This window comes from Zoogloea dura (assembly GCF_012927165.1).
Taxonomy (GTDB): domain Bacteria; phylum Pseudomonadota; class Gammaproteobacteria; order Burkholderiales; family Rhodocyclaceae; genus Zoogloea; species Zoogloea dura.
In genome coordinates, this window is the sequence record NZ_JABBGA010000019.1 from 50086 (window position 1) to 63347 (window position 13262).

Here is a 13262-nt window from a genome sequence, read left to right on the forward strand (position 1 = left end):
ATGGATTGCCTCAGAACTCGACTTCCAGCTCCTCGATGTCGTCGGGTTCCAGCCTGGCCGCGTCGATCCAGGGCTGCATTTCCGGCATGGCCATGATGGTTGCGCAATAGGCCGCGCAGGCGGCGTCTAGGGGCACGTCGTAGGTCAGGAAGCGGGTGGCCACCGGGGCGTACATGGCGTCGGCGAGGGTGCGCCCGGTGCCGAACAGGTAGGGGCCGCCGTAGCGCTGCAGGCAGTCGCGCCAGATTTCGGTGACCCGTTCGATGTCGCCCTGGGCGCGTGACCACACGGTGAACTTGGGGAAACGGGCCTTCAGGTTCATGGGCAGGGCCGCACGCAAGGCACTGAAACCGGAGTGCATTTCGCCGCAGATCGAGCGGCAGTGGGCCCGGGCGGCGGGGTCGGCGGGCAGCAGGCCGGCCTTGGGCTTGAGCTCGTTGAGGTATTCGCCGATGGCCAGGGTGTCCCACACCGAGATGGCCCCATGGGTGAGCCGCGGCACGCGCACCGACGGGGCCAGCAACAGGAGTTCGGCGCGGGCGCCGGGGTCATCCTGCTCGACCATCTCCTCGCTGAAGTCCAGTCCGGCAAAGCGGGCCATGAGCCAGCCGCGGAGGGACCAGGACGAATAGTTCTTGCTGCTCAGGGTGAGGGCGGCGGCGGCCATGGGGTGTCTCCTCGAAGCGTGCGAAGCGGGATTGCCGGCTTGTTTCAAGCAAAGCGCATGCCGGGCTCTTGGGTGGTACGGCATGTCTATTGCTTGATCGTACTCACCAACTTGAGCACCTACAAAAACGACCATGTCCCCCAACAGCCCCGCCCTGCATTACCAGGCCTACCAAACCCTGGCCGACCTGACTACGCCGGCGCGTACGGTGGCGCGTGCGCTGGCGCCCTGGCTGCACCACAGCCTGTTCTGGTACCCGCACAGCCGCTTGTTGCGCAAGGCGGCGGCCGCCTGCGAGGTGATCGCCCTGTCAGGGCTTACCCACCATCGGCCGCCCTTCGGCATCGATGCCGTCGACACCGACCAGGGGCGCTGCCGGGTGGTGGAGGAGGCGGTGTTCGCCACGCCCTTCTGTACCCTGCAGCGCTTCCGCCGGGAGCCGGCCATCGAGGGCCAGCCCAAGGTGCTGCTGGTGGCGCCGGTGTCGGGCCACTTCGCGACCCTGCTGCGGGGCACCGTGCAGACCCTCCTGCAGGACCACGACGTGTATGTGACCGACTGGCACAACGTGCGGGACATCCCCCTGTCTGAGGGCGCCTTCGACCTGGACACCTTCATCGAGCACATCATCCGCTTCGTGGACTGGCTGGGGCCGCATACCCACCTGGTGGCGGTGTGCCAGCCCACCGTGCCGACCCTGGCCGCGGTGGCGGTGATGGCCGAGGAGGGCCACCCCCACCAGCCGCGCAGCATGACGCTGATGGCCGGCCCGATCGATTGCCGGATCAATCCGACCGAGGTGAACAACATGGCCACCAGCAAGCCGATCGAGTGGTTCGAGCGCAATCTCATCGGGGTGGTGCCGCTGCGCTACAAGGGCGCGTTCCGCCGCGTGTATCCGGGCTTTCTGCAGATCTCCGCCTTCATGAGCATGAACCTGGACCGCCACAAGGAGTCCTTCCACCGGATGTACGGGCATTTTGTCGAGGGCGATACGCTCAAGGCCCATGGCATCAAGGAGTTCTACGACGAGTACCTGGCCATGATGGATCTGCCCGCCGAGTTCTACCTGCAGACGGTGCGCTCGGTGTTCCAGGAATACCTGTTGCCGCAAGGGAAGATGACTTACCGGGGGCGTCCGGTGCGTCCGGAACTGATCCGCCGCACCGCCCTGTTTACGGTCGAAGGGGAGCGCGACGACATCTGTTCCATCGGCCAGACCCTGGCCGCCCACGACCTGTGCAGCAAGCTGGCGCCCTATCGAAAGCAGCATCACCTGCAGGCCGGTGTGGGGCATTACGGGGTGTTCAACGGCAAGCGCTGGGACCGCCAGATCTATCCGCGGATCCGCGATTTCATCCACGCCTTCGACGAGTAGCCCCCCGCCGCAAGCCCCCGGGGGATGTCCGGCTTGCCGGCGCGTGGGCCGGAGAGGCGCAGCCGCTGGAGGATCCCGCCGGGAGGGGGTGTGTAAAAACCCTGAAATAAGTAGGTGTTTCTTCTAAAGGCCAGCGGCATCGGGCCGATACGCAACGGGTTGCAGCCCATCCCCGTTTGCGAAGAAGAAAAATGATCAACAACAAGCCTATCGCCCGGCAGGTCGTCCTGCTGTGCACCCTCGGCGTCACCCTGATGGTCGCCATCCTGGTGGCCGCCGTGGCCATGCTGTCCCGCCAGAACGCCTTGTCCAAGGCCGAGGAATCCCTCGCCCTGCAGGCCGACATGACCATCTCGATGCTGGCCTATGCCCAGAACGCCCTGGAGAAGCGCTCCGTGGATGCGCTGGCCCAGTTCATCGAGAGCCTCGACGGCAAGCCGCGGCTGACCGGCGCCGACCTGCCCACCGGGGCGGCCAGCCTGCCCGGCCTGGCGGTCGGCCCCCACATCCTGAACGCCAACGCCGGCCTGCTGACGGCCTATGCCAAGCTGCACACCGATCGCGAGGCCGCCTTCCTGGTGCGCAAGGGCGACCGCTTCTACCGGGCCGCCACGCTGCTCAAGGACAAGGAAGGCAACTACCGCAATGGCGAGCTCGTCGACAACAACGGGGCCTACCCGGGCGTCCTGCTGGAGGGCAAGCCCTTCCTGGGCTCGCTGGAGCGCAACGGCAAGATGTTCGTGCTGGCCGCGGAGCCCCTCAAGGACGCCTCCGGCGCCGTCATCGGCGCGGTCACCATGCGGGTCGATGCCGAGAGCAACGTCAAGCTGATCAAAGACAAGCTGAAGGGGATCAAGGTTGGCAAGACGGGTTACCCCTACATCATTTCGGTGCCGTCGGGCGATGCCAAGGATGTGCGCTTCATCTACCACCCGAGCTTCGAGGGCAAGACCCTCAGCCAGGTGGATCCGCGGGTCCAGGACATTGTGCGCAGGCTGGTGGAGGCCAAGAACGGGACCCTCATCTACAAGTGGGGGCCGGCCGATGCCGAGGCCGACAAGATGGTGGTGGTGCGTGAGCTGCCCGACCTGCACTGGCTGGTGGTCACCGGCTCGTGGGTCGAGGAGTTCGTCGAGGACGCCAACACCCTGCGCAACCAGATCGCCCTGCTGGCCGTTGGCTGCGGGGCGCTGCTGGTGATTGCGCTGGCCTTCTTCCTGGGCCGGCGCCTGAAGCCCCTGAGCCACCTGGCGGAGCTGGTGTCGCGCTTCGGCGGCGGCGACCTGACCGTGAGGGCGGAGGCCCAGCCGGGCAGCCGCAATGAGATCGACCTGATCGGCAACAGCATCAATTCGGCCGCCGAGTCCATGCGCGCCCTGGCTGGCAGCATCCGCCAGACCAGCGACCACCTGCAGCGGGCGGCGAGCAGCATGTCGTCCTCCTCGCAGGCGCTGGGCGAGACGACCCGCCAGCAGAGCAATTCTGCGGGGGACATGGCCAGCACCACGGAGAGCCTGACCCTCAGTGTCGAGCAGGTGGCCGGCAACGCGTCGGCGGCCCTGGACCTGACCCGCGAGACGGCGCTGTCGGTGGAGGAGGGGGTGAATTCGGTCAACGACACCATCACCCAGCTCAATGGCACCGCCGGCACGGTGCAGGACGCGGCCGTCCAGGTCGAGAAGCTGGGCCAGCGTTCGGCCGAGATCCACAAGGCGCTCAACGCGATCCGCGACATTTCCGAGCAGACCAACCTGCTGGCTCTCAACGCGGCCATCGAGGCTGCGCGCGCGGGTGAGCAGGGCCGGGGTTTTGCCGTGGTGGCTGACGAGGTGCGCAAGCTGGCCGAGCAGTCCGCCAAGTCTGCGTCCCTGATCGACACCATCCTCAACAGCATCCAGGACAGCGTGACCTCGGTGGCTGGCACGGCCCGCCGGGCGGTGGACCAGGTGAGCGGCAACGTGGAGGCGTCGCGCCGGGTTGAAGCGGCCCTGCAGGCCATCCGCGAACGCGCGGAGCGCGTGTCCGGCGCCGTCGCCGAGATCGCCCGGGCGACCCGGGAGCAGAGCGAGGCCGGCCAGGCCTTGTCGCTCGGGATCGATTCGGTCGCCCGTTCCGTGGCGGACGCAACTCGCTCGGCCGACACCAACCGGACCCAGGCCGACGAGCTGCTGCAGATCGCCCGGGAGCTCGACAACGAGGTGGCGCGGCTGCGTTTGTGATGCTGTGTTCGAGCGGGTGTGCGTTTGCTGGGGGGCTTTCCGTTGTTTTGAGTTGAATTGGCCGGGAATTTCCCACGGCCGGGTGTGCAAACCCGGCCGTGGGAAATTCCCGGCCAATCCAAGGTGAAAAACAGGAAAGCCGCCCAGCAAAGGTACAGACGCAGTGCGACCACCAAGACAGCCGCCCGCAGGAGCCAGATCGGAGTCCGCGGGCAGCTGAAACCGCCCCTCCATGGCCCTACATGGCCCCTGTAAGGTCGCCGCCGCCTCCTTTTTTTGAGCGACGGCGGGTCGGCGAGCAGGCTTGCCGCCCTAAAAAGAGGCGATCGAGGCTCGCCGAAGGTCGGCGTCGCTCAAATAAGGAGGGGCGTCGGCTCTGCGAAGATCGACGTCGCTCAAAAATGAGGCGGTAGAGGGGTTCCGGAGGGCCCTCGCAGCTACCGCCGTAGCAGGCGGGGCGGGATGCGGTCCAGGGTGGTGCAGCCCGAGAGCGCCATGGCGATCTCCAGTTCGTCGCGCAGCAGGCGGATGACGTGGGCGACGCCCAGGGCGCCGGCGTTGGCGAGGCCGTAGATGTAGGGGCGGCCGATCAGCACCGCGCGGGCGCCCAGGGCCATCGCCTTGAGCACGTCGGTGCCGCGCCGGATGCCGCCGTCCACCAGCACGGGCAGGCTGTTTCCGACCGCATCGACGATGGCCGGGAGCACTTCGGCGGTGGGGGGCAGGGTGTCCAGGGTGCGCCCGCCGTGGTTGGATACGATGAGGCCGCCCACCCGCAGGCGGGCTGCTTCGAGGGCGTCGTCCTCGTCCATGATGCCCTTGAGCAGTACTGGCAGCCGGGTCTGGGCCAGCAGCCAGGCGATGTCGTCCCAGGTGGGCGCATGGCGCAGCAGGCCGTCGAAGAGGGCGCTCTGGCCGGGCTGCAGGGCGGTTTCGGGAAGCGGCGGCAGGCGCGACAGGTTCACCGCCGATATGCCCGGCGGGAGACGGAAGCCGGCCTGGCGCTCGCGGTCGCGGGCGCCGTTGCAGGGAGCGTCCACGGTGAGCACGAGGGCTTCGTAGCCGGCGGCTTCGGCACGCCGGATCAGCTCCAGGTTGAAGCCGCGGTCGTGCTGCAGGTAGAGCTGGAACCACAGCGGGCCGCGTCCGACGTCGTCGCGCACGGCATCGGCGATGGTCTCCAGGGGCAGGCTGGCCTGGGTGCTCAGCACCAGCCCGGCCTCCTGGGCGGAGGCGGCGCAGGCGGTGGCCATCTCGCCGTCAGGGTGGGCCATGCGTTGGTAGGCCACCGGGGCGAGCAGGATGGGGTGAGTGAGGGTCCGGCCGAGGAGGGGTACGCGGGTATGACCGCCGGCCACCCGGCGCAGGATGCGCGGGTGCAGCTTCAGGTCGCTCCAGGCGGCCTGGTTGGCGCGCAGGGTGATCTCGTCGGCCGCCCCGCCGGCAAAGTAGGCCCAGGCGTTGGCGTCGAGCACGCCGCGGGCGTGACCTTCATGGTCACCGAGCGACACTACGCCGTGCGGAAGTGTGTCCAGGGCGGGGGCGGCGCTCACGTGTCGGCCCACATGCGCAGGAGGTTGTGATAGGTGCCGGTGAGGGCCACCGCCTCTGCGGTCTCGCCGTGCTGGGTGCGCAGGCGCATCAGGGCCATGTCCAGGTCGAACAGCAGGCGGCGCTGCTCGTCGCTGCGGATCATGCTCTCGATCCAGAAGAAGCAGGCGATGCGGTGGCCGCGGGTGACTGGGGTCACTTCATGGACGCTGGTGCCTGGGTAGATCACCGCGTGGCCGGCGGGCAGCTTGACGCCGCGGGCGCCGTAGGTGTCCTGGACGAGCAGCTCGCCGCCGTCGTAGTCATCCGGCTCGGCCAGGAAGACGGTGCAGGACACGTCGGTGCGGACCCGCTCGCCGGTGTCGGCGCGGAAGCGGATGGCGTTGTCCACGTGGCCGCCATAGTAGGGCGTGTCGCCGCCATAGCGATTGACCCGCGGGGTGAAGATCTTCTTGGGCAGGGCAGCGCTGAGGAACAGCGGGTGGCGCTCGACCGCGCCCAGCACGATCTGGCGGATGCGCTGGGCGGCCTCGCAGTCGTGGGGGAGCTGCTGGTTGTTCTTGACGGTGGCGGCCTGGGGGCCGGCGCTGTCGCGGCCGTCGGCCCAGGGGGCGTCGACCAGGGATTCCCGGGCGAGTCGCAATTCGGCGGCGGTGAGGAGTTCGGGGATCTGGAGAAGCATGGCGGATTCCAGGCGCTGAAAAGGCCAAATGGGCAAAGGTAAAGGGGGCCTGCCTCGCGGCATGCCCCCTGGATTTCACCTCGGTGCCGTGATGTCCTGCATCAGAACTTCAGGCTGGCGGTGACGTAGTAGGTCCGGCCGAAGCCGGGGATGTAGTGGCCCGAGTAGAGGGAGTCGGCATACACCTTGTCGCTCAGATTGATCAGGTTGGCCTTGACGGTCAGGCGTTCCGGCAGCACTTCGTATTCGGCCATGGCGTCGTAGGTGACATAGCCTTCGGAGTACCAGCCCGGGTTGCGGTTCGGGGTCATCTTGGTGCGCCCGTTGGCGCCGATGCCGGCCCGCAGCTTCTCGGTGAATTGGTAGGTGGTCCACAAGGTGCCCTGATGTTTCGGGATCAGGGACGGACGGCGGCCTTCGCCTTCTGCACCTTCAGCGCCCTTGTCGATCTCGGCGTCCCAGATCCAGGTGTAGGACCCGAAGACTTCCCAGCGCGGGGTGATCTTGCCGATCACGTCGGTCTCGAAGCCGGTGGCGTGGCGCTTGCCGGACAGCACCGCAACGGGGATCAACGGGTCGGTGTTGCGCTCGTTGAGCTTGACGCCGCGGAACAGGGCAAGGCGGGTGCTCATGCGCCTGTCGGCGGAATCGAGCTTGGCACCCAGTTCGAGGTTCATGCTCTTCTCGGGCGGGGTGTTCACCGTGGCGGCGCTGTAGGAGTAGGTGTCACCCGAGGTATTGAACGAGGTGGCGTAGGACAGGTGGAAGGAGTGCAGCTCGCTGGGCTGGTACATCACGCCATAGCGCTGGCTCCACTTGTAGATGGCCTGCTCGTACTGGGAGGTGGAGGCAACATTGGTGGCGCTCAGGTTGAACGCATCGTATTTGCCCGACATGGCGTCGAAGCGGACGCCGCCGAGCAGCTTCCAGTGATCGGCCACCTTGACCAGGTCCTGGGCGTAGATACCGCCGGACAGGGCTTCAAACTCGCTAGTCTTGCGCAGCTTGCGCAGGCCTTCATCGATCCAGGCACCGTCGTTGGTGTTGCCGTAGGTGGTGGTGGGCTTGGTGAGGGTCACTCCGCCCTGGGCCACGCTGCGGGCCCCCAGGACGATCTTCTTCTCCCAGGCGAAATCCACGCCGGTCAGCACTTCGTGCTTGAAGCCGAGTGCTTCGAACTTGGACGACAAGTCACTCTGCACGAAGAGGTTCTCCATGCTCTGCACCTTGAGCTGCGTTCCCCGGTTGATCACCGAGTTAGGGCTCAGGGTGGCGAGGGTCACGGCCTGGCCGCCGGGCTGCTGGGCGGCGCCCGCGAAGCGGACGGTGCCGGCGCGCTGGTCGCGCTCGAAGTCGCCCTTGCGGACCTTGGTCACCAGTTCGGTGTCGGCAGAGAAACGGTGGGTATGGGCGAAGGTGGCGTAGGTCGCGGTGCCGTTGTTGTAGTCGCTGGCCATCCCCCAGTAGCTCTTGGCGTCGGCCGGCAGCATGGTGGTGGCGCTGACCGGCGAACTGGCGTTGGGGCGGACCCACGGCAGGCCGTAATTCATCCCGTTGTTGTTGTCGAGATAGAAGAAGCCCACCTCGAACTCGTCGCGGGTGCCGATGCCCCAGCGGTAGTCGGCGGCAAAGCCCTTCTTGTCCAGGCTGGAGCCGGCGCCGTTGTTGTCGGCGATGGTGCGCATGGCATTCAGGCGCAGGGCGGATTCGTCGCCGGTCTTGACGTTCACGTCGACCACCGCGCGGCGGTATTGGTGGCTGCCCAGGGTCAGGTCGATCTGGGACTGGTCGATCAGTTTGGCCTGCTTGTTCACCTGGTTGACCGCGCCGCCGGTGGAGCCGCGGCCGAACAGCATGGAGGCAGAGCCGCGCAGCACTTCGATGCGGTCCATGTTGAAGGTGTCCCGATCGTAGAAGGCCGGGTCGCGCATGCCATCGATGAACAGGTCACCTGTCGAGTTGAGCGGGAAGCCGCGCAGGCGGATGTCTTCCTCACCGCCTTCGGCCGCCAGGAAGGTGATGCCCGAGGTCATCTTGAGCGCCTCCTTGACGGTGTCGATCTTGCGGTCGTCGAGAAGCTTCTCGGTCACCACGGTGACGGACTGGGGAATGTCGCGGAGGTCCTGCTTGCCCTTGCCGATGCGGGTGGTGGTGGCGCGCAGGGTTTCCTTGCCGTTCTGCTCGGTTTCGGCGGTGGCCTTGACGACCACCGGCTTGAGGGTCTTGACCTCTTCGCCCTGGGCCGGAGTCTGGGCGAGGGCGCTGAAGGAGGCTGCGAACATCATCGCGCCGAGGGGCAGGATGGCCTTGTCGGCGGAGATGGCGGCGGGGGGGCGCTGCTGCTGGGTGACCGGGCGGCGGCCGTGCTTGGGCTTGTGTGCCATGAATGAGCCTCTCGATATGAAATCGTCCCGTGGGGGGACTGTGGGGTTTCACGATCCGAGGCTGGCTGGCTTGGCTAGCGATTGGCTGGCTTGCCCAAAAGATCTTGTAACAAGATTAACGCAAATGAGAATGATTGGCAATAACTTGGTGGGCGCTGCAGCATCCGGATGTCCCCCTGCCGCGCCGGATCGAGGTGTGAGCCTCCCGCCGGCGGGCACGGGGGGCGGGGATCAGCGGAAGCCGGCCCGGTCGTAGATGCGCTGGGCTTCGACGATGGTGTCGGCGAGCTTGCCGACCGGCATCGCATCGGCCTTGAAGTTGCTGCCCATGGTCTCGAGGCCGCGGTTGGAGATCTTCACGCCGGCCACCACCGGCCATTCGTTGTTGCCGTTGGCGAAGTAGTTCTGGGCATCGGGGGAGGCCAGGTACTCGAGGAACTTGACCGCTGCCTCCTTGTGCGGTGCGTGCTTCAGCATGCCCCCGCCGGAGATGTTGATATGGGTGCCGTAGCTGGCCTGGTTGGGCCAGACCACGCCGAGCCGCTCCACGGCCTTGCGGTCGTCCGGCTTGTCGGACTTGAACATGCGGGCCAGGTAGTAGGAGTTGACCAGGGCCACGCCGCATTCGCCGGCGCCCACGGCCTTGATCTGGTCGGTATCACCGCCCTTGGGGGCGCGGGCAAAGTTGGCCACCAGGCCCTTGGCCCATTCCTCTGTTTTGGCCGCGCCGATGTGCTGGATCAGGGCTGAGCCGAGCGATAGGTTGTAGGCGTGGTTGCCGGAGCGGGTGCACACCTTGCCCTTGAGCTCGGGCTTGGCCAGGTCTTCGTAATTGCGGACCTGGTCGGCCTTGACGTCGAGCTTGTTGTAGACAATGACGCGGGCGCGGGTGGAGTAGGCGAACCAGCGGTCGGTACGCAGGTTGGCCGGAATGGCCGATTTGAGCAGGGCCGAATCGACGGTGGCAAAGATCCCCGCCTGGTCGGCTGCGGCCAGGCGGGCGGCGTCGACGGTGATGAAGACGTCGGCCGGGCTGTTGGCGCCCTCGTTGCGGATGCGCTCGAGGAGCTCTTCTTCCTTGCCTTCGATGCGGTTGATCTTGATGCCGGTCTTGGCCGTGAAGTTCGTGTAGAGCGCTTCGTCGGTCTGGTAGTGGCGGGCGGTGTAGAGATTGAGTTCGGTGTCGGCCGCCACGGAGGTGCCGGCGATGCCAATGCCGGCCAGCAGGGTGGCGAGGATCTTGAAGTGGGTCATGGTCATGGTCGGGGTCGGAACACGTGGAAGTCTGATGACGTGCCGATGTTATCGAGACTTTCTATTGTTTGCAAATGAAAGTCATTCTTGTTTGGTCGATGGTGCGGGGCTGGCCTGGTCGTCCTCCTGCTGCACCGACATCAGGTAGCGGACCAGCATGCCGGTGCTGTCGAAATGTTCGTCGAGCGGAGTCAGGTGGGCGATCCGGTCGAGGCGGAAGCTACGGAAACCGCCGCGCAATTCGCACCATGCGCCGAGGGTCCAGGTTTCGCCCCAGAACACCAGGCCGAGGGGCTGGATGACCCGCTCGCTGGCCAGGCCGTCGGCCCGGGCGTAGGCGATGCGGACTTTGTGATGGGCTGCGATGCTGGCGCGCAGGGCTGTCATTGGCGCGCGCATGGCCTCCGGCACATGGAAGCCGGGGACCAGCAGCGCATCCCGCGCCGGGTCCTGGCGCAGGGCCTGGGGCAACACCGATTCGATGCGCATCAGGGCGCGCTCGGCGGCCCGTCCCAGGGCCGGGTCGGCCCAGCTGCGCACCATGCGGCTGCCCAGGGCCAGGGCCGCCAGCTCCTCGGCGTCGAACATCAGGGGCGGCAGGCGGTAGCCCGGCCGCATCAGGTAGCCCACCCCGGCCTCGCCGCTGATCGGTACGCCGGAGCGGCCGAGATCGGCCACGTCCCGGTAGATGGTGCGCTCCGACACTTGCAGGGCGTCGGCCAGCTCACGGGCGGTGACGGCGCGGCCCCGGTCGAGCAGCAGGACGATCTGGAACAGGCGGTCGGCACGGCGCATGGGGGGCTCCTGACATAAGGCTGTCAGGATACTTCGTCTTTGAAGCGCTCTGGCGGTGCCTCCTGACAGAAGGCTGTCAGGAGGGGGCGTGCAGACTGAGTGCTCCTGTCATTCTTCAAACAAGGGAGTACATCATGCAGCGACTGATCAACTGGTTCGAAATTCCGGCCTCCGACTTGGCCCGGGCCCAGGCCTTCTACGAGGAGACCTTCCAGGTGAAGCTCCGCGTCGAGAACATGGGCGACATCCAGCTGGCCGTCTTTCCGTACGCGGAGCCGGCCACCGGCGGCGCCCTGCTGGCCTGCCCGGAGGGGCGCCCGGGCGAGCACGGCGTGGTCATCTACCTGGACGGCGGCGCCGACCTGGCGCAGCCCCTGGCCCGCGCCGTGGCGGCGGGGGGCCGGGTGCTGATGCCGAAGACCCTGATCAGCCCGGAGATCGGCCACATCGCTCTGTTTGCCGACAGCGAGGGCAACCGCATCGGCCTGCACTCGCCGGGCTGAGCTATTTGCCTGAAGCCTTCATCAGGCCTGCGGAGGTGAGCAGCTCCTGCAGCCCGCGGCAGGCCTTGCGCGCCAGCAGGCGGGCAGGGTTGAGGCCGAGCAGGCTCGCGATGGCGCCGAGCAGCCAGCGCCGGATGGGCTTGCGCCCGCCCAGAAGGACGCTGACCTGATCGATTCCCCGGCTGAAGACGGCGTCCAGGCGAATGCACAGCCTCTCTTCCAGCCCGGTGAGTTGGGCCGGGTCATACGTGGCCCATTTCTCTCGCTGAAACTCCTCAATGCTGCTCAGGCCGGGCCCCAGGGCTGCGCCGAGGCTGCGCAGCTCCGGCATCAGGGGGATGACCGGTACGGGCGTGAAGCCCGGCAGCGTTCCAGGGGTGGCGGCATGCACCTCGGCGACGATGGCGGCGTGGTCTGCCCCATAGTAGGCGGAGCCCGTGTAGTGCAGCAGGTCGGGGTTTTCGCTCCAGTCATTGACGACGCTGTTCCTGAAATCCACATAGAAATGGCGGGATAGGAAGCGCTGGCAGTTGAGGCGTCCAAGGAGGTAGTCGTGGTGGCGGAAGCCCTCGTGGATGAAGCCCAGGAAGCCGCCCAGCGGGCCGCAGGCGAGATCGGGCTGGCCGGCCGCGCGATTCGGGCGGCAGGGGGAGATCAGGTACCTTGACCCGATACCGACCTTGGCCGCCAGCACGAGTTCGTCGGTCTTGAAGGAGGCCTGGTCGAGGAGGGCCGGAACCAGGGCGGCGATGACTGACAGCAGGTCGTCCTTGCCGTCGGGGTGATAGGTCTTGTCGAAGTCGGCTGTGTCCGGAAACGGGTCGATCAACAGGGTCGAGGCCCGGGCTTGGTCGAGGTCGCGGGGCAGTCTCTGGATAGTGCCGTTAGCGTGGATGGCGCTGGCCAGTACCAGGCTCATCCGCGTGTATTCAACCGGTTCGTTGTTGATGGCGCCGCCATCGACGCAGACGGAGACGAAATCCTGGACTTCGTCGGGAATGCAGGCCTTGATCTCACCCGGCGCGCTGAAGTGGCGCCCTGCTTCATCCGGGACCTCCCAGCGGCGTCCGGCAATCATCGAGCGGGGTGTCGACACCACCCGGGGGCGCAGGGCCAGGGGGAAGGCGCCGCTGGCCAGGGCCGTGTTGCGCAGGTGTCCCCAATGGGCGGGGGGGCTGTCCGTGGCCAGGGGAATGGCATCGGTGATCCCGTCCGGGTCGGTGTGCACCTGCAGGCGGTAGCGCAGGACGCCCGCATGCAGGCTCATGCCATAGGGGGCGACAGCCTGGTTGGCGTAGGCGCGGACCTCGTAGGGAATGCCGCGCAGGGAGGTGGTGCACAGGAACAGGTCGGCATCCTCGGCCAGCCAGGGATGGGCGGTGAAGGGTGAGAAGGTCCAGGGCTGCAGGGTCTCGTCGCCGATTCTGTCCAGGTCGCGGCAGTTGAGCAGGGCGCGCAGGCTGTCGTCGGCGACGAGGTCGGCGTCGTCGAGCATGGGCAGGATATCCACCTGGCGGACCCAGGCATCGTAGAGCGGGCTTCCAGCAAACGGGGCTGTGCTTCCCTGCGCCGGGCGGGAGCGGCCCAGGCTGCCGACGAACATGGCGGCGCACATGGCGCCGGCCGATGTGCCGGAGAGAGCCTGGACACGTACGGTGTGGGTCGGGACTTTGCGGCCGGCCGAATCGATGCCCTGACGCTTGGCCTCTTCCCAGGCGTCCAGGGCTTCCCGCAGGAAGTCGAGGACACCGGCGCTGTACGCGCCGGCAGACACAGCGCCGGCCAGGGTGATGCCGAGGCGGTAAGTGTTGTCGGTCTCGTTCATGGGG

At 67.0% G+C, this 13262-nt stretch carries 10 protein-coding genes; 3 read left to right on the forward strand and 7 right to left on the reverse strand.

Annotation, left to right across the window (positions count from 1 at the left end; translation table 11 throughout):
* Positions 1-10: 10 nt before the first annotated feature.
* The gene (locus HHL15_RS19095) at positions 11-667 is read right to left on the reverse strand and encodes a glutathione S-transferase family protein (protein WP_169147400.1); all 657 of its coding nucleotides are present in this window, start codon (positions 665-667) and stop codon (positions 11-13) included.
* A 133-nt stretch (positions 668-800) separates the two neighbouring features.
* Here HHL15_RS19095 and HHL15_RS19100 point away from each other — a divergent pair, with 133 nt between their 5' ends.
* On the forward strand, positions 801-2045 hold the full coding sequence (locus HHL15_RS19100; protein ID WP_169147401.1) for a polyhydroxyalkanoate depolymerase: 1245 nt from the start codon (positions 801-803) through the stop codon (positions 2043-2045).
* Between the two features lie 191 nt (positions 2046-2236).
* Entirely contained in the window at positions 2237-4264 is a 2028-nt protein-coding gene (locus HHL15_RS19105; RefSeq protein ID WP_169147402.1) for a methyl-accepting chemotaxis protein, read from the forward strand.
* Positions 4265-4701: 437 nt separating this feature from the next.
* On the opposite strand, the gene HHL15_RS19110 is transcribed toward HHL15_RS19105, so the two are convergent.
* The 5 genes from HHL15_RS19110 to HHL15_RS19130 all read right to left on the reverse strand — a co-directional run bounded on the left by HHL15_RS19110 (position 4702) and on the right by HHL15_RS19130 (position 10930).
* Entirely contained in the window at positions 4702-5817 is a 1116-nt protein-coding gene (locus HHL15_RS19110) for an alpha-hydroxy acid oxidase (RefSeq protein WP_169147403.1), read from the reverse strand.
* Complete coding sequence (locus tag HHL15_RS19115; RefSeq protein ID WP_169147404.1) at positions 5814-6497, reverse strand: Fe2+-dependent dioxygenase; 684 nt, start codon at positions 6495-6497, stop codon at positions 5814-5816. Before HHL15_RS19115 ends, HHL15_RS19110 begins: the two co-directional genes overlap by 4 nt.
* A 101-nt stretch (positions 6498-6598) precedes the next feature.
* Positions 6599-8881, reverse strand: coding sequence for a TonB-dependent receptor (locus HHL15_RS19120; protein ID WP_206198857.1), 2283 nt, complete (start codon positions 8879-8881; stop codon positions 6599-6601).
* 231 nt (positions 8882-9112) lie between these two features.
* Positions 9113-10135, reverse strand: a complete 1023-nt coding sequence (locus tag HHL15_RS19125) for an extracellular solute-binding protein (protein WP_169147451.1) — start codon at positions 10133-10135, stop codon at positions 9113-9115.
* A gap of 81 nt (positions 10136-10216) precedes the next feature.
* Positions 10217-10930 (reverse strand): helix-turn-helix transcriptional regulator, encoded by a 714-nt coding sequence (locus HHL15_RS19130; RefSeq protein ID WP_169147405.1) that lies wholly within the window; start codon positions 10928-10930, stop codon positions 10217-10219.
* 134 nt (positions 10931-11064) lie between these two features.
* On the opposite strand from HHL15_RS19130, the gene HHL15_RS19135 reads away from it, so the two are divergent.
* Entirely contained in the window at positions 11065-11433 is a 369-nt protein-coding gene (locus HHL15_RS19135) for a VOC family protein (protein ID WP_169147406.1), read from the forward strand.
* Position 11434: 1 nt separating this feature from the next.
* Here HHL15_RS19135 and HHL15_RS19140 read toward each other — a convergent pair whose 3' ends face one another.
* The gene (locus tag HHL15_RS19140) at positions 11435-13258 is read right to left on the reverse strand and encodes a patatin-like phospholipase family protein (RefSeq protein ID WP_169147407.1); all 1824 of its coding nucleotides are present in this window, start codon (positions 13256-13258) and stop codon (positions 11435-11437) included.
* Positions 13259-13262 lie beyond the last annotated feature (4 nt).